The following is a 20,311-nucleotide window of genomic DNA, read 5'->3' on the forward strand; positions in this document are numbered from 1 at the left end:
GAGGTTCCGCGGGGCTCCGCCAGCCAGCGTGGCGAGCTTCGCAGGGGAAACGCGGTCTTGATCCGTTTCGAGGACATCCAGGAGAAAGTCCAGGAGTACATGCCCGGCGCGGACATGGAGTTCCTGCGCCGCGCCTACGTCTTCTCCGCCATGGAGCACCGAGGGCAGGTCCGCTCCTCCGGAGAGCCCTACCTCACCCACCCTCTGGAAGTGGCCCACATTCTCGCCGAGCTCCGTCTCGACCTGACTTGCGTGGTGGCCGGATTGCTGCACGACGTCATCGAGGACACGCTGACGACGCGGGAGGTCCTGGAGGAGTATTTCGGGAAGGACATCGCCCATCTGGTGGAGGGGTTGAGCAAAATCAGCCGGATCTCGTTCACCTCCCGGGAAGAGGCCCAGGCGGAGAACTTCCGGAAGATGATGCTCGCCATGGTGGACGACATCCGGGTCATCCTCGTGAAGCTCGCGGATCGGCTCCACAACATGAGGACGCTCGAGCATCTCTCGCCCCGCCAGCAGGAGCGCATCGCCCTGGAGACGATGGAAATCTACGCGCCGATCGCCAACCGTCTCGGCATGGGAAAAATCAAGACGGAGCTCGAGGATCTGGCGATCCGATACCTGGATCCCCAGGGGTACGCCTCGTTGATGGGGGCTCTCGAGGAGAAGCGCAAAGTCAGCAAGACCTTCATCAACGAGATCCAGAAGACGCTCGAGGCCAAGCTCGCGGAGCAGGGAATCCCGTGCGAGATTACCGGCCGCGTCAAGCACTTCTACAGCATCTACAAGAAGCTGCGGGTCCAGGGGATCGACGTGAGCCAGGTCTACGACTACGTCGCCTTCCGGATCATCACGCCGTCGGTGAAGGACTGCTACGCCGCGCTCGGGACGATTCATTCGATCTGGAGGCCCGTCCCGGGCCGGATCAAGGACTTCATCGCCATGCCCAAGCCGAACATGTACCAGTCGCTCCACACCTCCGTGATCACCGAGAAGGGCCAGCCGTTCGAGGTGCAGATCCGCACCCCCGAGATGCACGCCATCGCCGAGGAGGGGATCGCCGCGCACTGGAAATACAAGGAGGGCAAGGCGCCGCGCGGCGAGGTCGACACGAACATCCAGTGGCTGCGGCAGATCATGGAATGGCAGCAGGAGCTCCGCGATCCGCGCGAGTTTCTCAAGATGGTGAAAGTGGACCTCTACCCGGAAGAGGTCTATGCCTTCACGCCGCAGGGACAGGTCAAGAGCTTCCCGCGCGGGGCCACTCCGGTGGATTTCGCCTACTCCGTCCACACCGAGGTCGGACACCAATGCGTCGGGGCGCGGGTGAACGGCAAGCTGGTTCCCCTGAAGACGCCTCTCCAGAACGGCGACATCGTCGAGATCCTGACGACCCCGACCCACCGCCCGAGCCAGGATTGGCTGAATTTCGTCAAGACCTCCCGCGCCCGCAGCAAGATCCGCCAGTGGCTGAACGTGGATCGCCGGAACAGCAGCATCGAGCTCGGCAGGACGCTTCTGGAGAGGGAGCTGAAGCGCTACCGTCTGTCCATGAAGGGCCTCCTCGGCAACGGCAAGCTCGCCGAGGCGTTGCACTCCCTCGGCTGCGCCACCCTCGACGATTTCCTGGCCGCCGCGGGCTACGGGAAGCTGTCGCCGCGGCAGCTGGTGACCAAGCTCGTGCCCGAGTCGGAGCTCAAGGAGCAGCCGGAGTCCCGGATCGCCCGGGTGATGAAGAAGGCTCTGGGCCTGTCCGGAGCGCCGGTGCGGGTCCACGGGCTGGATAACGTCATGGTCTATCTGGCCAAGTGCTGCGAGCCGATCCGCGGGGAGCCGATCGTCGGGTACATCACGCGGGGCAAGGGGGTCTCGGTGCACGCGGAGCGCTGTCCGAACGTCGAGCGCCTCCTCTACGATCCCGAGCGGAGAATCGAGGTCGCCTGGGCCTCGGAGGAGACGCGCTTCCAGGTGAAGCTCAACATCTTCTCGGAGGATCGACAGGGAGTCCTGGCCCGCGTGACTTCAGCCATCGCCGACGAGAAATCCAACATTATGAACGTCAGCGCCCAGACCTTCGAGGATCGCAAGGGGCAGATCACCCTGATCCTGGACATCGCCGATCTCGGTCATCTGGAGCGGATCCTCCAGCGTCTCCGGGGAATCGCCGGCGTCCATAGCGTGGAACGTCACACCGGATAGCCGGCGAGGAGCGCAGCATGCCCACGAAAAAAGCGGTGAGAACGGAACGGGCCCCGGCCGCCATCGGCCCGTACTCCCAGGGAATGGCCGCCGCAGGGTTCCTCTTCGTTTCGGGCCAGGTGCCCCTGGATCCGAGCCGGGGGGAGATGGTGTCCGGGGAGATCGAAGAGCAAGTCGAGAGAGTGCTGGAGAACCTGAAGGCGATTCTGGAGTCCGGAGGAGCGGCGCTGGGGTCGGTCGTCAAGACGACGGTTTACCTGGCCGATCTCGGCGATTTTGCGCGGATGAACGAGGTCTACGCGCGATTCTTCGGCGCCGACCCTCCGGCGCGCTCGACCGTGGAGGTTTCGGGTCTTCCCCGGGGCGCCCGGGTCGAGATCGACGCCATCGCGCTGCTTGATTGAGTTTCCTGGAGGGGCAGGAGTCAGGAGATCGATTTGGCCACGGCACCGGAGCGGATGCAGCGCGTGCAGACCCGCAGCCGCTTGCGCGCGCCTTTCATGGCGACGCGGACTCTCTGGAGGTTGGGATACCAGATTCGCTGGGAGATGTTGTGGGCGTGACTGACCTGATTCCCGAATCGGGGCGTCTTGCCACAGATTGCACAGGCCCGCGCCATCGCTCCTCCCGAATGAAAGGCACACTGTAGCACATCGCATCGGGTGGATCAACCCCCGGCCGGCTCATGGCGCGTCGGCCGCCGTCAAAATAACCACAAACGGCGCTCTCTAGGTTCACGCGGCCGCCGCCCCGAGACGGCGCCCGGACTCTCCAAGTCTCTCCCTTTGACGAACTAAGATACACATGCAGTATCTGGATTCCGACAATTAAATTCTTGACGCCGAGCCTTGCAAAGATAGGCCACTGACATATATTGGATTTCCGTGACGTGGCTTGGCGGGAAAACGCACGGTATTTCGTCGCGCAACCTGTTGAAATAAGGAGAGATGGGGTGTTCTTCTCAAGGAGCAAGAACCTGGTGGGCCTGGACATCGGCTCGAGCAGCATCAAGCTCATCGAGCTCAAGGATCTGGGAAAGGGCAAGGGCTTCCACCTCCTCAACGCGTCGGTCGAGCCTCTTTCTCCGGAAGCCATCGTGGACGGCGCCATCATGGACTCGGGTCTCGTGGTCGACGCGATCCAGCGCAGCTTCGCCTCGCGGAACATCAAGGCCTCCGATTGCGCCATCGCCCTGTCGGGACACTCGGTCATCATCAAGCGGATCTCGCTGCCCGTGATGTCGGAGGAGGAGCTCGCCGAATCGATCCAGTGGGAGGCCGAGCAGTACATCCCCTTCGACGTCGAGGACGTGAACATCGCTTACCAGATCCTCAAGGGGACGAACCTGGCCGGCGACGGGAACATGGACGTGCTCCTGGTCGCGGCGAAGAAGGACAAGATCAACGACTACACGGCGGTCGTGGGCCAGGCGGGGAAGAACGCCGCCCTGGTGGACGTCGACGTGTTCGCCCTGCAGAACGCCTACGAATTGAACTACGAGGTCGACTCGGGACAGACGTGCGCTCTGGCGAACCTCGGCGCCACCGTGACGAACGTCGCCGTGCTGAAGGGCAGCTCCTCGATCTTCTGGCGCGACATCTCTATCGGCGGAAGTCACTACAACGACGCCATCCGCAAGGAGCTGAACCTCAGCTTCGAGCAATCCGAGAAGCTCAAGCGGGGTGAGGACGTCGAAGGCGTCCCGACCGAGAACGTGACGCCCATCCTCTCCAGCGTCAACGACTACGTCGGCGCGGAGTTGCAGAAGACCCTGGACTTCTTCAAGAACACGACTCCCGGGGAGAGCATCGACAAGATCTACGTGTCGGGCGGCAGCAGCCGCGTCCCGAACCTCCTGGAGTCGCTCGGTGAAAGGTTCGGGATTCCCGTGGAGAGGCTGGACCCCTTCCGCCACGTGACGCTGGGGAAGGACATCCCCTCCGAGGTGGCGGAAGAGCTTTCCTCCAGCGCGGCGGTCGCCGTGGGTCTGGCGAGCAGAAAGGTGGGAGACCGATGATCCGAATCAACCTGCTCTCCGAGGCGAAGCCCGCCAAGAGCCGCTCCTTCAAGCCCAGCATGCAGATGCCGGGAAACATCCCCCAGAATCTGCTGATGATCGCCCTGGTGGCGCTCACCCTAATCTTCGTGAGCTGGAAGTGGTACAGCCTCAAGGCGGAGCACTCCGATCTCTCCGAAAAGATCGTCAAGGCCGAGGCGGAAAAGAAGCGCCTGGACGAGATCATCAAGAAAGGGGACATGTACAAGGCCCAGCGCGACCTCCTCAACAAGAAGATCGGGCTGATCACCCAGCTGAAGAAGAACCAGAGCGGCCCGGTGCACCTGCTGGACGAGATCAGCCGCAAGCTTCCCGATTTTCTGTGGCTCGATCAGATGAGCGGCGTGAACAACGGCATCACCATTGCCGGCAAGGCGACCACGTACAACGCGGTCTCCAACTTCTACAACAACCTGACCGGCTCGAAGTTCTTCGATCAGGTGGTCCTCGGCCCGATCGCCTCCACTCCGGGCGGGATCACCTTCTCCCTGACCTGCAAGTTCGTTCCGGCGAGCGAACCAACCTCCACGGAGCAGGGTTCCACGGGCCTCTGAGGCCCTCGAGGATGCCATGGCGATGGACTTCAAGAATCTACCGTTCTGGGGGCAGGTCGCCCTGGTGGCGATGCTCTGCGTCACGATGGTGTGCGTGGCCTTCTGGGCCTTCCCCAACTTCAGTCAGATGCAGCAGCAGAACCAGGCGGACACCAAGCGACTGGAGGATCTCCAGACCGATATCCGGCGCGGCGCGGCCATCGAAGCCAAGCTGCCGGAGTTCGAAAGGGAGATCGCCAACCTCCAGAAGAAGCTCGAGGACCTTCTCCAGATCCTGCCGACGGAGCCCGAGACCGGAGAGCTGCTGAAGTGGGTGAAGAACCTGACCGACCAGTCGAATCTGGACCTCCAGCGGTTCGATCCCGGCGCGCTGAAGCCGGTGGAGTTCTACCGCGAGTTCCCCATCAACATGGACGTCGTGGGCGACTACCACGATCTGGGAGTGTTCTTCGATCGGATCAGCAAGTACTCGCGCATCATCAACGTGGACAACGTTCAGATCTCGGCTAATTCCTCGGGGAAGGGGAGCATCCACTCCACGTTCACGGCCACCACGTTCGTCTACGACGACAAGGCCGCCAGCAACCAGGGGAGCCCGCAATGAACCGGAAGAGACTCGCCCGACTCCTTTTGGGCCCGGCGGCGACCGGCCTCCTCCTGGCGCTGGGGCTGTCCATCGCCCGGGGCGCCGAACAGGCGCCCGCCGCTCCCGGCGGCGCCGCGGCCACCGAGGGGCAGAAAGCCAAGGACGAGCAGAACAGCAAGGCGATCGAGAAGATCATCGAAGAAAGCGAAAGCGTTCTCGCCGGACGCGGCTTCACCTATGACCCCGCGGGACGACGCGATCCCTTCCGATCCCTGGTGGAGCAGACGAAGGCCGATCGGGGGCCCCGGCCCAAAGGGATCGCGGGCATGCTGATCTCCGAGGTGGACTTGGTGGGGATCGTTCAGAAAGGTAAGGACAATCGGGCCTTTTTCAACGGCAGCGACAACAAAGGCTATTTCCTGAGAGTGGGAGATCAGCTTTACGACGGTCGGATCATCCAGATCAACCGTACCACAGGCCAGGTGGTCTTCCGCCAGGAGATCAACGACCCCCGATCCATCAAGCCCTATCGAGACATCACGAAGAGGCTCTATTCCGCGGAGGAGGAAAAGTTATGAGTTCCTGGAAGATCGCCGCGCTGCTGGCGCTCCTGGCCGTCGCCGCGGGCTGCACGGCCAACCCGCGAGTCAGCGAACCGGCGCAGCAAGTGCAGCCGATGCCGTCGTCCGTGACGATCGGCTCGGTGGAACAGGCGTCGAACGACGGCTCGACCCGCCTCACGCTTCACGGGAACTTCCCGTTCAGCTACACCTCGTACGAGCCCGACTGTTCGACCCTGGTCCTCGAGCTGCTGGACGTAGACGCCGCGGCCATCGAAGGGGTGACGAAGGTGGACAGCCCCGAGGTGGAGAGCGTCGAGACCAGCGTGCACGGCGAGGGGCTTGAGGGAGGCAAGGTCTCGCAGGTCACGGTGCACTTCAAGCGGCCCACCATCCATGAACTCAAGATGCAAGGCAACGATCTGATCGTCGAGCTCCGGGCCGATCCGGCCCATCCGGCCTTCCCCGAGAGCGTCGTCGCGTCCGCGCCCGCTCTGGAGCCTCTCGAGGAAGCCGCCCCGGCCGGCCCGACGCCCGAGGAGCAGGCGGCTCTCGCCAAGGCCAGGCCGGCGACGGCGCTTCTGTCGGTCGTCGCCAAGGGCCCCGACTCCCAGCGGACCGTCCAGCTCAAGACGAACGGCAAGGTGAGCTACAAGGCGTTCGAGCTGAAGAACCCCGAGCGGCTGGTGATCGACATGGAGGGGATCCGGTCGCAGGTGCCGCCGGCGCAGCGCTCGATGCAGCCGAAATCCGATTTCCTCGAGAAGATCCGCGTGGCCCAGTTCGCGACCGCGCCGCAGCCGGTGGCCCGGGTCGTCTTCGACATGAAGTCGAGCCGCGCTTACGACATCCATCCGACGCCGGCGGGCCTGACCGTCGATTTCAGCGATGCCGTCGCTTCCCGTCAGGGCCGTCCCTCGGACAGCGGCGTGACCGTCGCGTCCCAGTCCGCCGACGGGACGCCGGCCGCCTCCGAAGCGACGCGGCTGTCGCCTCAGGGCGAATCCGCCGCGAAGGAATCGTCCGCGTCCGCCTCGCCGAGCCACCCGCCTTCCGACGAAGAGGCCTCCTCGCTGGGAGTGAACCTGGCCGCGCAGACCCCCGAGGGGGCGGCGAGCACCGGCCTCACTCCGGTCCAGATCCCCGCCGAGACCCCGGCGGAGGGAGCGGAGACTTCGGAGGGCTCCGGGACGGCCGCCGATCTGGTGCCGACGACGCCGGCGCCCAAGCCGCGGGCCCAGGTCCCGCGCGAGACGACGATCACCGGACCACAGAACCGGTTCTCGGCGCGCACCATCTCCGACACCGGCCAGAAATACACCGGCAAGAAAATCTCCCTCAACTTCAAGGATGCCGATCTCAAGGACGTCTTCCGGATCTTCCATGAGATCAGCGGCTACAACATCGTGCTGGATCCGAGCGTCTCCGGCAACGTGACGATCGTGCTGGAGAGCGTCCCGGAGGATCAGGCGCTCGACATCATCCTGAAGAACAACGGCCTGGACAAGATTTTCGAGAACAACGTCATCCGGATCGCCAGCACGCAGAAGCTGTCCCAGGAGGCGGCGGCGCGGAAGCAGCTGCAGGAGGCGAAGGAGCTCGAGGAGAACCCGGTGACCTTCACCCGCAGCCTGAGCTACGCCAAGGCGAAGGACGTGGTCCCCATCGTGAAGCGGATCATGTCGAAGCGGGGCGACGTCATCATGGACGATCGAACCAACACCCTGGTGATCAGCGACATCGCGGCGAAGCGGGACCCGATCAACCGGCTCATCGACTCGCTCGACGAGCAGACGCCGCAGGTCAGCATCGAGGCGCGGATCGTCGAGACCGACCGCGAGTTCGAGCGGGACCTCGGCATCACCTGGGGCGCGAACGCCCGCTGGGACCCGGCGCTCGGGACCCAGACGGGTCTCCAGTTCCCGCATACCGCCGACGTGAGCTATGACGTCACGCTCCCGGCCAAGGCGACGGCGGGCAGCCTCGGCGTGAGCTTCGGCAACGTCTTGAACAGCTTCACCCTGCAGGCCAAGCTGGACGCCTTTGAGCTGAACGGCGACGTGAAGATCCTCTCCGCGCCCCGGGTGGCGACCCAGAACAACCAGACGGCGATCATCGAGCAGGGCACGCAGATCCCCGTCGTCAACACCACCGCCACCGAGATCAACGTGGAGTTCATCTCCGCCTCCCTGCGCCTGGAAGTCACTCCTCAGATCACCAAAGAGGGCACCGTCATCATGATGGTGAAGGTGGACAACTCGTCGCCCGACTTCGTCAACCGGGTCGGGGACGTGCCGCCCATCATCACCGAGCGCGCCCAGACCCAGATCCTGGTCGAGGACGGCGGGACGGCGGTGATCGGCGGCATCTTTACCATCCGGGACTCGGTGTCGGAGACCGGCGTGCCGGGCCTGAAGCGGATCCCCGGCCTCGGCTGGCTCTTCAAGAACAAGTCGATGAACCGGAAGAACACCGAGCTGCTCATCTTTATCACGCCCCGCATCCTGAAGAAGGCCTAGGCCGCTGGAGGAGATGACATCATGCACGCGTCGAGAAAGAACAGCCTGCTGGCCTCGGTCCTGGCCCTCGTGGCCCTGGTGGCCGTCATCGCCTGCAACAGTGTATCGAACAACCCGGACCGATCGGACGTCCTGATCGAGGTGGTGTCCACGCCCCTGGTCTCCTCGGACCCGACGAACACGGCGGTGAGCGATTCGGCGAATATTACGGTCCAGTCGGTGCCGCGGAACCCCGGCGCGACGACGGTCTTCAACGACGTGACCTTCACCGACTACCGGGTGGAGTATTCGGCGCTGATGGCGCCCCTCAGCGGCGTCATCACGACGGGATTCCTGCCCGCCGGCGGCACCGCCACGCTGACGCTCATCGTCGTCCCCGGGGCCCTGAAGCAGGGCGGATGGGCGGGCAGCACCATCACCGCGCGCATCACCGTCCATGGGAAGGACGTGAGCGACCACGACGTGCAGTTCACGGCCACGACGGCGATCATGTTCACGACGGCGCCCGACACCGACAACGACGGCATTCCGGACGCCTCGGACAACTGCCCGCTCGTGTTCAACCCCAGCCAGCTCGACAACGACATCGACGGCATCGGCGACTGCTGCGACCCGAATACTCCAATTCCTCCGGGTTGCTCACCCTAGCCGTCTCAGGCGCGACGCATTCGGGGGGTTCCCGGGGAAAGAAACCGGGAACCCCCTTTTCTTTGGGAGCTTGCCGTTCGATGACGCCGGCCGCCGAGGTTTGACAGTCCCGGAAGGCTTTCCTAGAATGGCGGCTCTCCACGCTCGTGTCGCGGCGCGTTCCCGCCGAAGATCTGCAGGGTGCGGGAGGAGGCCTTTTTGGCCCGAATCGAAGAACTGAAATCGCGCTGGGAGCGCGAGCCGGCCTCGCGGACTTTCGTGCCGCTGGCCGAGGAATACCGCCGTCTCGGGCGCCTCGGCGATGCCGAAAGGGCCTGCCGGGAAGGCCTCCAGCGGCATCCCAACTATCACTCCGCCCGGGTCCTTCTGGGGCGCACGCTCCTGGAGCTGGATCGCCCGGAAGAAGCGGCGGAAGAGTTCCGCAAAGTGCTCCAATCGGAGCCGCAGAATCTGCTGGCGGGCAAGCTGCTCGCCGGAATCTACCGCAGTCAGGGACGCTGGGGGGACGCCCTGGAGACCTTCCGGCGTTTGCAGCTCTTCTATCCCGAGAACGCCGAGGTGCGCACCCAGGTCTATCAGCTGGAGCGGGGTCCTGAGAACCCCGATCCGGGATCGACGAGCTCTCCCGGAACGAGTCCGGCGACCGGAGACGCGCTGGCGACGAACACCCTCGCCGAAATCTATCTCCGGCAGGGTCTCGTCGACCGCGCCGTGGCGGTTTATGAGAACATGCTCCGGGCGGACCCGGACAACCGGGCGGTGCGGCGGCGGATCACGGAGATCCTCGGAGGGGACCCGGGCCGTCCCCGGCCGTCCCCTGCGTCTCTGCCCCGGACCGAGCCGCCGCTGGCGCCGGCGCCGCTCGCGGATCCCCGCCGCCGGGTGATCGAGGGGCTCCGGCATTGGTTGATTGGCATTCAAAAGGGGTGATATGTTTAAGGAAGTTCTCCAGGGTCTCGTGAGCCGAGTCGACGAGGCCCGAGGAGCGGCGATCGTCGGAGTTGACGGCATTCCGCTGGAGGAGCACGCGCGCGGCAGCTTGGATCTCGAGAAGTTCGCCGCCGAATGCACGACGCTGATCAAGAGCGCCGCCGAGACCGGCAAGGCCTTGGATCAGGGTACGGCGAGAGAAGTGGTCCTCCGGTGCGACGCCGCGCAGACGATCCTCCGATCGCTCTCGGGCGATTACTTCCTTTGTCTGGTCCTGGGGCCCGCTGCGCCGCTGGGCCGGGCCCGGTACGAGCTTCAGAAAGCCTGCAGCCGCCTGGAAGGCGAGCTCGGCTGAGACGATTCGCTCGGCAGCGCCCGCGTTCGCCACGATCCCCGATCTCCCGGTCCGCGCACCGGCACGGTCCGGGGCGCCCCGGGGCCCGCCGGAGGAGCCGTCCTTGGACAAGGAAATCCTGGAACTGATCGAGTTTATCTCCCAGAGCAATTTCATCGAGTTCGAGCTGGAGCGGGAAGGGTTCAAGATCCGCCTGGTCAAATCGGGGGGCCGCGCGGCTGTCCCGCCGGGCGTTCCGGCGCCGATGGCCCTCCCGGCCGCCGACCATCCGGTCGCCGCTCCGGCGATCGAGGCGGCGCCCGCGGCCCAACCCGCGCCGCGCTTCCACGAAATCAAGTCCCCCCTGGTCGGGACGTTCTACCGCTCACCGAGCCCCGAGGCGCCGGCGTTCACCGATCGGGGCAAGCCGGTGAAGGCGGGACAGGTCCTGTGCATCGTCGAAGCGATGAAGCTCATGAACGAGATCGAGTCCGACATGGACGGCGTGATGGAGGAGATCCTCGTCTCCAACGGCCAGCCCGTCGAGTACGGCGAGGTGCTCTTCCGGATTCGTCCGACCTCGCCGGCGGACTGAGCCGTGTTCAAGAAGATCCTCATCGCGAATCGCGGGGAGATCGCCCTCCGGATCCTCTGGGCCTGCCGCGAGCTCGGAATCGCCACGGTGGCGGTCCACTCCGAGGCCGATTCGGAATCGCTCCACGTGAAATTCGCCGATGAGGACGTCTGCATCGGCCCGGCGCGCAACAGCGAGAGCTATCTGAACATCAGCAGCATCATCGCGGCGGCCGAGATTACCGACGCCGACGCGATCCACCCCGGATACGGGTTCCTGGCGGAGAACGCGCACTTCGCCGAGGTCTGCGAGGCCTGCAAGATCAAGTTCATCGGCCCGTCTCCCGCGGTGATCCGGCAGATGGGCGACAAGGCGAAGGCGCGCGAGCTCATGGAGAAGGCGGGTGTTCCCTGCGTCCCGGGGAGCAAGGGGCTCCTCCGGAGCGAGCAGGAAGCGGTCACCCTGGCCCGCAAGATCGGCTACCCGATCATCGTGAAAGCCTCGGCCGGAGGGGGAGGCCGCGGCATGCGGATCGCCCGGAGCGAGGACGAGATCCGGACGGCCGTCCAAACCGCCATGAATGAGGCTAAGAAGGCGTTCGACGTCGCGGACGTCTACCTGGAGAAATACATCGAAGATCCGCGGCACGTGGAATTCCAGATCCTGGGCGACGAGCACGGCAACGTGGTCCACCTGGGGGAGCGGGAATGCTCGATCCAGCGCCGGCACCAGAAGCTGGTCGAGGAATCGCCCTCGACGGCGCTGAACCCGAAGCTCCGCCGGAAGATGGCCGACGCGGCCCTCGCCGGCGCGCGCGCCGTCAATTACCAGAACGCCGGGACGATCGAATTCCTGCTCGGGCCCGACGGCAGGTTCTTCTTCATCGAGATGAACACCAGGATTCAGGTGGAGCATCCGGTGACGGAAATGGTGACCGGCATCGATCTCATCAAGGAGCAGATCCGGATCGCCGCGGGCGCGCCTTTGGGTTACGGACAGGACGACATCCAGTTCACCGGGCACTCCATCGAATGCCGCGTGAACGCCGAGGACTCCGAGAGCTTCGTGCCTTCGCCCGGCCGGATCACGACGTTCCAGATGTCCGGGGGGCCGGGCGTGCGTGTCGACACCGCGGCGCACGCGGACTGCGTCATCTCCCCCTATTACGATTCGCTGGTGGCGAAGGTCATCACCCGGGGGAACAGCCGGCAGGAAGCGGTGTCGCGCATGCGGCGGCTGTTGGACCTGATGGTCATCGAAGGGATCAAGACCACCATCCCGCTGTTGCGCCGGATTATGGTCGATGCGCAGTTCATCGAAGGCAAGATCTCGACCCATTACCTGGAAAGGCTCCTCGCCCAGGGCAAGTCGGCCGCCGCCAACTCCTGAAGGAATCTCCCATGGCCCGCACCGCGGCCGGACAGGTGTATCTCGTCGGATTCATGGGGGCGGGAAAGACCACAGCCGGACGCCATTTGTCATCTCTTCTGGGCTGGGAATTCGCCGATCTGGACGAGATGATCTGCCTGGGCGAGGGAAGGAGCATCCCCGAGATATTCCGCGAGAAAGGCGAGCCTCATTTCCGGCTTAGGGAGCGCGAGGCGCTGATCGCCGTCACGGCGATCCCGCGCCTGGTCGTGGCGACCGGAGGAGGAACCTACGTCGCGGAAGAGAACCGGAACCTGGTGGAAGCCGCCGGATGGAGCGTCTGGCTCCAGGTCTCTCTCGCCGAGGCCCTGCGGCGCGCGGCGGGCGGCGAAGCGCGGCCCCTGATGGCCTCCCGCGCGGAGGTGGAGGGACTCTTCCGCTTTCGCCAGGAGTTCTACCGGTGCGCCCGCCTCCGCATCGACACCGAGCGCCTGCCGCCCGGGAAGGTGGCTCCGGCGATCCTTGAAAGCCTTCTCGAAAGCGGCTTCCAGCCCGCGTAGGTCCGCGCCGATGCGAACCGTGATTTTCAGCGATCTTCATTCCAACCTGGAAGCGACCCGGGCGGTTCTGGCGTCGGCGCGCTCGCACTCGTTCGACGCGGCCGTGGTGCTCGGCGATCTGGTCGGATACGGCGCCAGCCCCGCGGAAGTGATCGAGGCCGTCCGGGAGTTGAATCCGGTCGCGCTCGTCCGCGGAAACCACGACAAGGTCGTGGCGGGAATCGACGACGGGGAGGGTTTCAACCCGGTGGCCCTTGAATCGGCGCGGATCAACCGGGGCCTGCTGCGGCCCGGGCAGCGGGAGTTCCTCACGGCGATGCCTCGGGGCCCCTTCCCGGTCGGAGGCGGGTTCTGGATCGCGCACGGCAGCCCCGCCGATGAGGACGAGTACCTCGTGGAGGAGAGGCAGGCGGCCTGGATTTTCGAGCAGAGCGATTTCCGGATCTGTTTCTTCGGGCACACGCATGTCGCCGGCGCCTTCGTCCTCAAGGAGGGGCGCGTCGAGCGTTTTCTTCCGCGGGGGGCGCAGACCACCTTGCTCTTGAAGCCGGAGGCGCGCTACTTGATCAATCCCGGATCGGTGGGACAGCCGCGCGACGAAGACCCGCGGGCGTCCTACGCGATCTACGACGAGGCGGCGGGAGAGACCGTCTTTCACCGGGTGGATTACCCGATCCCGAGCGCCCAGGAGCGCATGCGGCGGCTGGGGCTCCCTTCGGTGCTGGCCGAGAGGCTGGCGTGGGGAGTCTGAATCAGCCGACCCACCAGCCGCACGCGAACATCGCCATCAGAAGCCCGGAGAGCGGCAGGCAGAGGCCGAGGTAGGCGAGCAGGAAGCCGGGTCGACGCCGGGAGGCCTCTCCCGCCAGGACGTGGAAGGGGAACGCCGCCAGCGACAAGCGGCTGAAGGACCAGAGCGTCGAGCCGAGAGGGACCAGTACCGAAAGCAGCGCGTGAGTCGCCCAGGAACGCGGGAAGCGCCACAAGAGGACCGGCAGCGCCGAAAGAAACAGAAGCGCCGCGACGAGCTCGAGGAGCGAGTTGTGAGCGCCGTGCAGCTGGGGCGGCTGCTCGAAGAACCGCTGGAAGGCGCGCCAGGGGCCTGACCACGCTCCGCGCCAGCGCTCCTGTCGATGGGCCCAGGCAAGGGGATCGCCGAACTTGCGGGCGCAATAGAAACTGAACGACCCCAGACCGGCCGGAAATCCCCAAAGCGAGCCCCACCCCTTCCACCCTCCATGATTCTCGAGGACTTCCCACGCCAGGGGAACCGCCACGAGGAACCCCGCGGGACGGCACAGCGCGCACAGGAATCCCAGGACCAGAACGGCCTCCCAGCGGCGGCGCCGCGCCGCGAGGAAGCATCCCAGCAGGAGAGCGAGAAACAGGGACTCGCTGTAGACGGCGGAGAGGAAGAGCGACGTCGGAAAAGCGAGGAGTCCCCAGAGAGATGCGTTCGCCGCCTCTTCGCCGAAGCGGTCCGCCGCGAGGCGATGGAGAAGGGTCAGCGCGCCCAGCAGCGAGAGGTTCGAGATGAGCACTCCCGCGAGCACCGGGTCCAGGCCGAGGGCCGACAAGGAGCGGATCAGAAGAGGGTAGAGGGGAAAGAAGCCGGCGGTGTCCGCCGCCACGTAACGCCCGGCATAGCGCGACAGCGGCTCGGCCCCGACGTATCCCTGGTCGGCGACGTAGAGGTACCATTCCGCATCCCAGCGCGCCCAGATTTCCAGGGGAAGCGCCCGGGGATCATGGGCCACCAGGTTGCCCGGCATCCTCTCCCGGACCGATCCCATCAGCCCCAGAGCCAGGACTCCCACGACCAGCAGCGCGGCCCGGGTGACCGCGAAAGGGAAGAAGATCCGGCGCAGCCATTCCGAAAGGCTCACTTCCCCCCCGAGACCGTCGGCGCCAGCAGGGCGGGAGAGCCCCGGCGCCGGCCGAGCGCGAGACGGGCCCGGTCGAGGGTCAGCGACAGCGGGATCGCCGACAGCGCCACGGGAACCATGAGAAAGCGGTTTCCATAGTGACTGGTGGCCCACCAGCGGTAGGTGCTGAAAAGGAGGAAGGTGAATTCGCAGAGGCAGAGCACCAGCAGCCCTTCCCAGGGACGGCGGCGCAGGAGGATGAAGAAGCCCGGGACCGCCAGGAGCAGGGCCGGCGAGGTGGGAAGCAGCCCCGTCCGGGCGGAGAAAAGCTGTCCCCGGACGCCCTCGGAGATCGGCAGATCGAAGAACCCCCGGTGGGAGACGGTGACGGCCTCTCCATGGGCCAGCACCAGGGTCCGATCGTAACCGGTGGTCGTCGGCGATCCGAACATCAAGGAGTTGATCAAGGCCAGCAGGAGCAGGGGGGGGAGGGCCCCCACCGCCAGCCGGAGCGCCGGTCTGCGATCGTGCCGGCAGCAGGCGAACGCCGCCACGATCAGCAGTGCGAAGAGATTCGTGATCTTGGCGAGAACCGCCATCCCGAGGAAAAGCCCCCCGCCCAGGGGGCGTTCCCGCAGAACGAGTAAAAGGCCGCCGAGGAAGAGCAAGGCGGCGAACAGGTCGGGCGAATAGTTGTAGACGTAGGCCCGAACGAAGGTTCCCGCGAGCAAGGTCGTGGTCGAAAGGGTGGCGAGGCAAGGTGTCACGTGCCGGCGGCAGAGCGCCCAGATCACTCCGGCCAGGCATCCCACGACGAGCAGGTTGAACAGAAGAAAGCCGGCGATCCCCAGGCCGGCGTAGAAGGGGACCGACAGCGCCGACATGAGAATCGGATGCTTCGGATACCACTCGCCGTGCAGGCCGAGGGCGACCTGCTTCTGGTGGACCTCGAGGCCTCCCTTGAGCTGGTTCTTGAGATCGAGATCCCCGTCGACGAGGAGGGAGACGGCAGCGGAGGCGTAGTAGGGGCAATCGCCGATGAGGAAGGAGCCCGAGCGAATCTCCCTTCCCCAAAGGGAAAGGAAGATCCCCGCCGCCACCATGAGATAGAGCAAAGGCAGCCCCCACCCCCCCCCGCAGCGCCCGAAAAGGCTTCCGGAGACGGTTTTTTTCGGCTCCAAAGCTCCCTCCTGTGGGTTTAAGGCCGACGGCACAAGAATATAGAATTAGTGATAAATATTGTCAATTAATAGATAAATCATATGCAATTATCTTGTATTGACTTGACAAAAATTGTTCCTGAACACTATATTAAGCGAGGCTCATAAGTTGCGTAACTTACACCCATGGAATGGGTTAGAAATCTTGACCACGACGTCACCCGGCACCGCACTCCCGTCTTCAGAATATTCCCGAGGGCTAACCCGATGGCGGTAAAGCTCGGCGAGATGCTGATCAAAGCGAATCTGCTGACTCCCAAAAAGCTCCAGGAAGCGCTGGAGTACCAGAAGACGAACGGCGGCAAGCTGGGTTTCAACCTGGTCAAGCTCGGTCTGGTCAGGGAAGAAGACATCACGCGCGTGCTGTCCCAGCAGCACGGCGTTCCCGCCATCAACCTCCGCACCATGGAGCTGGACGAAGTCGTCGTCAAGCTCATCCCGTCCGAAGTGGCCCAGAAGTACCTGATCCTGCCGATCTCGCGCAACGGCGCCACCCTTACCGTGGCCATGGTGGATCCGACGAACGTCTTCGCCATGGACGACATCAAGTTCATGACCGGCTACAACGTCGAGCCGGTCGTGGCCTCGGAAGTGGCCATCAAGGAGGCGATCGATCGGTACTACGGCTCGATCCATGCACTGGAGCTCAAGAAGGTCATGGACGAGATGGCGGAGACGGACGACCCCGCCGCGCTCGAGGTCCTCGAGGACAGCGACGACGTCGATCTGGCGAAGCTGGAGGCCTCGACGGAGGAAGCGCCCGTCGTGCGCTTGGTGAACCTCATTCTCACCGACTCGATCAAGCGGGGGGCCTCGGACATCCACGTGGAGCCCTATGAAAAGGACTTCCGGGTCCGGTTCCGGATCGACGGCGTGCTCTACGAGATCATGAATCCTCCCATGAAGCTGAAGGACGCGATCACCTCCCGGCTGAAGATCATGGCCAAGCTGGACATCTCCGAGAAGCGCCTTCCGCAGGACGGCCGGATCAAGATCAAGATGAAGCTCCAGGGGAAGAACAAGGAGATGGACTATCGCGTCTCCGTCCTGCCCACCCTGTTCGGCGAGAAGATCGTGCTGCGGCTGCTGGACAAGGAAAACCTGATGCTGGACATGACCCGCCTGGGGTTCGAGGAGGAGTCGCTCGGCAAGTTCGAGAAGGCGATCTTCAAGCCCTACGGGATGGTCCTGGTCACCGGGCCGACGGGCTCGGGAAAGACGAACACCCTGTATTCCTCGATCAGCCGGGTGAACACGCCCGAGACGAACATCATGACGGCGGAGGATCCCGTGGAGTTCAACCTTCACGGGATCAACCAGGTGCAGATGAAGGAGCAGATCGGCCTGAATTTCGCCGCCGCGCTGCGGTCCTTTCTGCGCCAGGATCCGAACATCATCCTGGTCGGAGAGATCCGCGACTTCGAGACGGCCGAGATCGCCGTCAAAGCCGCGCTCACCGGGCACCTCGTCCTCTCCACGCTCCACACCAACGACGCCCCCTCCACGATCAACCGGCTGATGAACATGGGAATCGAGCCCTACCTGGTGGCCACCTCCGTGCACCTCATCTGCGCGCAGCGCCTGGTGCGCCGGTTGTGCAAGGAGTGCAAGGAGGAGATTCACATGCCGCAGCAGGCGCTGGCCGACATCGGGTACACGCCCGAGGAAGCGGCTAAGGTGAAGCTCTACAAAGGGCGCGGCTGCCCCGTGTGCAACAACACCGGCTACAAGGGCCGGGTCGGCTTGTACGAGGTCATGGAGATCTCCGATGAGATCCGCGAGATGATCCTCTGCGGAGCTTCCTCATTGGAGCTGAAGAACAAGGCGCTCGAGCAGGGAATGATCTCGTTGCGCAAGAGCGGCCTGCGAAAAATCCGGGATGGGCTGACCACCGTCGAGGAGGTCGTCCGGGAAACGGTGCTCTAGCGCCGTCGGAACGGGGGTCCGCCCCCAGGAGGAGAACGAACCATGTCCGTGACGCTCCATCAGCTTCTGAAGACCCTGGTCGAACAGGGCGGAACCGACCTGCATCTGACCACGAATTCTCCGCCTCAGATTCGGGTGGATGGAAAGCTGGTGCCCCTGCAGCTGCCCCCGCTCACGGCGCCCGAGACGAAGCAGCTCACCTACTCGGTGCTGACCGATCAACAGAAGCACCGCTTCGAGGAGAACATGGAGCTCGACTTCTCCTTCGGCGTGCGGGGCCTGGCGCGGTTCCGCGCCAACTTCTTCAACCAGCGGGGCGCCGTCGCCGCCGCCTTCCGTGCCATTCCCTGGGAGATCAAGGGATTTGACGAGCTTGGGCTTCCGGACGTCCTCAAGAAGCTGTGCGAGAAGCCCCGCGGCCTGGTCCTCGTCACCGGCCCGACGGGTTCCGGAAAATCCACGACGCTGGCGGCGATGATCGACAAGGTCAACAACGAGCGCTCCGAGCATATCGTCACGATCGAGGATCCCGTGGAGTACCTCCACTCCCACAAGCGTTGCATCGTGAACCAGCGGGAGCTGTTCGCCGACACCCACTCCTTCCCGAACGCGCTCCGCTCGGTGCTGCGCCAGGACCCGGACGTCGTCCTGATCGGTGAGATGCGTGACCTGGAGACGATCGAATCCGCTCTTCGCATCGCCGAAACCGGCCACCTCACGTTCGCCACCCTGCACACGAACTCCGCGGTGCAGACGATCAACCGAATCATCGACGTCTTCCCGGCGCACCAGCAGGCGCAGATCCGCGCGCAGCTCTCCTTCGTGCTGGAGGGAATCCTCTGCCAGTCCCTGCTCCCCAAGGCGAACGGCAAGGGGCGCGCCTTGACGATGGAGATCCTGGTTCCGAACTCCGCGATCCGGAACCTGATCCGCGAGGACAAGGTCCACCAGATCTACTCCATGATGCAGACCGGGCAGCTTCTCTACGGCATGCAGACCTTCAACCAGTCGCTGGCGACCCTCTATTTCAAGAAGCAAATCTCCCTGTCGACGGCTCTGTCTCGATCCTCCAACCCCGACGAGCTCCAAGAGATGATCAACCGGGGAGCCGGTCTGATCTACAACTCGCCGCCGGCCGGTACAGGCAGGCTGGCACGCAAATAGGCGAAAGCAAGGAGAGAAGCGATGCCAAGTTATTCGTGGAAGGGCAAGGGCAAAGGGGGAAAGGTCCAGCAGGGCGTCATCGCCGCCGACAGCAAAGAGTCGGTCGTCGCCTTGCTGCGCAAGCAGCAGATTCTGGTGACGGCGGTTACGGAGAAGGGCAAGGAGATCGCGCTCCCGAAGATGGGCGGCGGCGTGAAGCAGAAAGAGATCGCCATCTTCACGCGCCAGTTCTCGGTCATGATCGACGCGGGACTCCCGCTGGTGCAGTGTCTCGAGATCCTGGGCAGCCAGCAGAAGAACCGGGTCTTCCAGAAGGTCCTGTTCGAGGTCCGTCAGGACGTCGAGTCCGGAGCGACCCTGGCGGATTCCCTCCGCAAGCACCCCAAGGTCTTCAACGATCTCTTTTGCAACATGATCGCCGCGGGAGAAGCCGGCGGCATCCTGGACACGATCCTGCAGCGGATGTCCACGTACATCGAAAAGCGGGTCAAGCTGCAGGCGGCGGTCCGCTCCGCGATGATCTATCCGGCCGCCGTCGTCACCATCGCGGTCGGCGTCGTGATCGTCATCTTGTGGAAGGTCATCCCCACCTTCGCGGCCCTGTTCGAAGGGCTGGGCGCGCAGCTGCCGCTCCCCACCCGCATCACGATCGCCGTCAGCAAGTTCCTGGGGCGATACATGTGGCTCCTGGCGCTGCTGTTCGGCGCCGGGGTCTTCGGCCTGTTCCAATATCACAAGACCCACAAAGGGAAGCGGCAAATCGACCGGATCGTCCTGAAGCTGCCGGTCCTCGGAATGCTCATGAGGAAGATCGCGGTGGCGCGCTTCTGCCGCACTCTCGGAACCCTCCTGACTTCCGGAGTGCCGATCCTGGACGGCCTCGAGATCACGGCCCGCACGTCGGGCAACTCGATCGTCGAAGACGCCATCATGGCGACCCGCAAGAGCATCGAGGAGGGAAAGACCATCGCCCAGCCGCTGGAGGAGACCGACGTCTTCCCCCCGATGGTCATCCAGATGATTTCCGTCGGAGAGCAGACGGGAGCCCTCGACGCCATGCTCAGCAAGATCGCCGACTTCTATGAGGACGAGGTCGACGAGGCGGTCGAGAATCTCATGGCGCTCCTCGAGCCGGCGATGATCCTGTTCCTGGGCGTCATGATCGGCGGCATCGTCATTTCGATGTACATGCCGATGTTCAGCCTCATCGGGAAGATCTCCTAACCGATCCGCCGGGAGGCATGA

General features: G+C 64.4%; 20 protein-coding genes. 17 read left to right on the forward strand and 3 right to left on the reverse strand.

The window, feature by feature from the left end; translation table 11 throughout:
- Nucleotides 1-57: 57 nt before the first annotated feature.
- Nucleotides 58-2,202, forward strand: a complete 2,145-nt coding sequence (locus VGR67_11165; GenBank protein ID HEV8336969.1) for a bifunctional (p)ppGpp synthetase/guanosine-3',5'-bis(diphosphate) 3'-pyrophosphohydrolase — start codon at nucleotides 58-60, stop codon at nucleotides 2,200-2,202.
- 17 nt (nucleotides 2,203-2,219) lie between these two features.
- On the forward strand, nucleotides 2,220-2,606 hold the full coding sequence (locus tag VGR67_11170) for a RidA family protein (protein HEV8336970.1): 387 nt from the start codon (nucleotides 2,220-2,222) through the stop codon (nucleotides 2,604-2,606).
- A gap of 20 nt (nucleotides 2,607-2,626) precedes the next feature.
- Here VGR67_11170 and rpmB read toward each other — a convergent pair whose 3' ends face one another.
- Nucleotides 2,627-2,821: a 50S ribosomal protein L28 gene (gene rpmB, locus VGR67_11175; GenBank protein HEV8336971.1), complete on the reverse strand. Its 195-nt coding sequence runs from the start codon at nucleotides 2,819-2,821 to the stop codon at nucleotides 2,627-2,629.
- A 333-nt stretch (nucleotides 2,822-3,154) separates the two neighbouring features.
- Between rpmB and pilM the strand changes: the two genes are divergently transcribed.
- The 12 genes from pilM to VGR67_11235 all read left to right on the forward strand — a co-directional run bounded on the left by pilM (nucleotide 3,155) and on the right by VGR67_11235 (nucleotide 13,642).
- Nucleotides 3,155-4,219, forward strand: a complete 1,065-nt coding sequence (gene pilM, locus VGR67_11180; protein ID HEV8336972.1) for a type IV pilus assembly protein PilM — start codon at nucleotides 3,155-3,157, stop codon at nucleotides 4,217-4,219.
- The gene (locus VGR67_11185) at nucleotides 4,216-4,812 is read left to right on the forward strand and encodes a PilN domain-containing protein (GenBank protein HEV8336973.1); all 597 of its coding nucleotides are present in this window, start codon (nucleotides 4,216-4,218) and stop codon (nucleotides 4,810-4,812) included. Before pilM ends, VGR67_11185 begins: the two co-directional genes overlap by 4 nt.
- Nucleotides 4,813-4,834: 22 nt before the next feature.
- Entirely contained in the window at nucleotides 4,835-5,416 is a 582-nt protein-coding gene (pilO, locus tag VGR67_11190) for a type 4a pilus biogenesis protein PilO (protein ID HEV8336974.1), read from the forward strand.
- Nucleotides 5,413-5,976 (forward strand): hypothetical protein, encoded by a 564-nt coding sequence (locus VGR67_11195; GenBank protein HEV8336975.1) that lies wholly within the window; start codon nucleotides 5,413-5,415, stop codon nucleotides 5,974-5,976. Before pilO ends, VGR67_11195 begins: the two co-directional genes overlap by 4 nt.
- The gene (pilQ, locus tag VGR67_11200) at nucleotides 5,973-8,477 is read left to right on the forward strand and encodes a type IV pilus secretin PilQ (GenBank protein ID HEV8336976.1); all 2,505 of its coding nucleotides are present in this window, start codon (nucleotides 5,973-5,975) and stop codon (nucleotides 8,475-8,477) included. The genes VGR67_11195 and pilQ overlap by 4 nt, the downstream gene beginning before the upstream one ends.
- Before the next feature lie 21 nt (nucleotides 8,478-8,498).
- Nucleotides 8,499-9,125, forward strand: coding sequence for a thrombospondin type 3 repeat-containing protein (locus VGR67_11205; GenBank protein ID HEV8336977.1), 627 nt, complete (start codon nucleotides 8,499-8,501; stop codon nucleotides 9,123-9,125).
- 198 nt (nucleotides 9,126-9,323) lie between these two features.
- Entirely contained in the window at nucleotides 9,324-10,055 is a 732-nt protein-coding gene (locus tag VGR67_11210) for a tetratricopeptide repeat protein (GenBank protein ID HEV8336978.1), read from the forward strand.
- A 1-nt stretch (nucleotide 10,056) separates the two neighbouring features.
- A complete protein-coding gene (locus tag VGR67_11215; GenBank protein HEV8336979.1) occupies nucleotides 10,057-10,410 on the forward strand; it encodes a roadblock/LC7 domain-containing protein in 354 nt (117 codons plus the stop codon).
- 103 nt (nucleotides 10,411-10,513) lie between these two features.
- Nucleotides 10,514-10,984, forward strand: coding sequence for an acetyl-CoA carboxylase biotin carboxyl carrier protein (gene accB, locus VGR67_11220; GenBank protein ID HEV8336980.1), 471 nt, complete (start codon nucleotides 10,514-10,516; stop codon nucleotides 10,982-10,984).
- A 3-nt stretch (nucleotides 10,985-10,987) separates the two neighbouring features.
- Nucleotides 10,988-12,352 (forward strand): acetyl-CoA carboxylase biotin carboxylase subunit, encoded by a 1,365-nt coding sequence (accC, locus tag VGR67_11225; protein HEV8336981.1) that lies wholly within the window; start codon nucleotides 10,988-10,990, stop codon nucleotides 12,350-12,352.
- 11 nt (nucleotides 12,353-12,363) lie between these two features.
- Entirely contained in the window at nucleotides 12,364-12,891 is a 528-nt protein-coding gene (locus VGR67_11230) for a shikimate kinase (GenBank protein ID HEV8336982.1), read from the forward strand.
- A 10-nt stretch (nucleotides 12,892-12,901) separates the two neighbouring features.
- Nucleotides 12,902-13,642 (forward strand): metallophosphoesterase family protein, encoded by a 741-nt coding sequence (locus VGR67_11235; protein ID HEV8336983.1) that lies wholly within the window; start codon nucleotides 12,902-12,904, stop codon nucleotides 13,640-13,642.
- 1 nt (nucleotide 13,643) lies between these two features.
- Here the strand turns inward: VGR67_11235 and VGR67_11240 are convergent, their stop codons facing one another.
- Nucleotides 13,644-14,777, reverse strand: coding sequence for a hypothetical protein (locus VGR67_11240; protein HEV8336984.1), 1,134 nt, complete (start codon nucleotides 14,775-14,777; stop codon nucleotides 13,644-13,646).
- Complete coding sequence (locus tag VGR67_11245; protein HEV8336985.1) at nucleotides 14,774-15,937, reverse strand: hypothetical protein; 1,164 nt, start codon at nucleotides 15,935-15,937, stop codon at nucleotides 14,774-14,776. The genes VGR67_11240 and VGR67_11245 overlap by 4 nt, the downstream gene beginning before the upstream one ends.
- Nucleotides 15,938-16,183: 246 nt before the next feature.
- On the opposite strand from VGR67_11245, the gene pilB reads away from it, so the two are divergent.
- From pilB to VGR67_11260, 3 genes are read left to right on the forward strand one after another with little or no spacing between them, the layout of a single operon-like run.
- Entirely contained in the window at nucleotides 16,184-17,902 is a 1,719-nt protein-coding gene (gene pilB, locus VGR67_11250) for a type IV-A pilus assembly ATPase PilB (GenBank protein ID HEV8336986.1), read from the forward strand.
- Between the two features lie 42 nt (nucleotides 17,903-17,944).
- A complete protein-coding gene (locus tag VGR67_11255) occupies nucleotides 17,945-19,066 on the forward strand; it encodes a type IV pilus twitching motility protein PilT (GenBank protein HEV8336987.1) in 1,122 nt (373 codons plus the stop codon).
- 21 nt (nucleotides 19,067-19,087) lie between these two features.
- Nucleotides 19,088-20,290 (forward strand): type II secretion system F family protein, encoded by a 1,203-nt coding sequence (locus tag VGR67_11260; protein ID HEV8336988.1) that lies wholly within the window; start codon nucleotides 19,088-19,090, stop codon nucleotides 20,288-20,290.
- Nucleotides 20,291-20,311: the final 21 nt, after the last annotated feature.

It is taken from the genome of Candidatus Polarisedimenticolia bacterium, from assembly GCA_036004685.1.
Classification (GTDB): Bacteria; Acidobacteriota; Polarisedimenticolia; order Gp22-AA2; family AA152; genus DASYRE01.

What these genes read in the sequence shown, in the direction of transcription:
- VGR67_11170 (HEV8336970.1), top strand. Translation starts at nt 2,220, where the DNA reads ATGCCCACGAAAAAAGCGGTGAGAACGGAACGGGCCCCGGCCGCCATC.
- rpmB (HEV8336971.1), bottom strand. Translation starts at nt 2,821, where the DNA reads ATGGCGCGGGCCTGTGCAATCTGTGGCAAGACGCCCCGATTCGGGAAT.
- VGR67_11185 (HEV8336973.1), top strand. Translation starts at nt 4,216, where the DNA reads ATGATCCGAATCAACCTGCTCTCCGAGGCGAAGCCCGCCAAGAGCCGC.
- pilO (HEV8336974.1), top strand. Translation starts at nt 4,835, where the DNA reads ATGGACTTCAAGAATCTACCGTTCTGGGGGCAGGTCGCCCTGGTGGCG.
- VGR67_11195 (HEV8336975.1), top strand. Translation starts at nt 5,413, where the DNA reads ATGAACCGGAAGAGACTCGCCCGACTCCTTTTGGGCCCGGCGGCGACC.
- pilQ (HEV8336976.1), top strand. Translation starts at nt 5,973, where the DNA reads ATGAGTTCCTGGAAGATCGCCGCGCTGCTGGCGCTCCTGGCCGTCGCC.
- VGR67_11205 (HEV8336977.1), top strand. Translation starts at nt 8,499, where the DNA reads ATGCACGCGTCGAGAAAGAACAGCCTGCTGGCCTCGGTCCTGGCCCTC.
- VGR67_11215 (HEV8336979.1), top strand. Translation starts at nt 10,057, where the DNA reads ATGTTTAAGGAAGTTCTCCAGGGTCTCGTGAGCCGAGTCGACGAGGCC.
- VGR67_11230 (HEV8336982.1), top strand. Translation starts at nt 12,364, where the DNA reads ATGGCCCGCACCGCGGCCGGACAGGTGTATCTCGTCGGATTCATGGGG.
- VGR67_11235 (HEV8336983.1), top strand. Translation starts at nt 12,902, where the DNA reads ATGCGAACCGTGATTTTCAGCGATCTTCATTCCAACCTGGAAGCGACC.
- pilB (HEV8336986.1), top strand. Translation starts at nt 16,184, where the DNA reads ATGGCGGTAAAGCTCGGCGAGATGCTGATCAAAGCGAATCTGCTGACT.
- VGR67_11255 (HEV8336987.1), top strand. Translation starts at nt 17,945, where the DNA reads ATGTCCGTGACGCTCCATCAGCTTCTGAAGACCCTGGTCGAACAGGGC.
- VGR67_11260 (HEV8336988.1), top strand. Translation starts at nt 19,088, where the DNA reads ATGCCAAGTTATTCGTGGAAGGGCAAGGGCAAAGGGGGAAAGGTCCAG.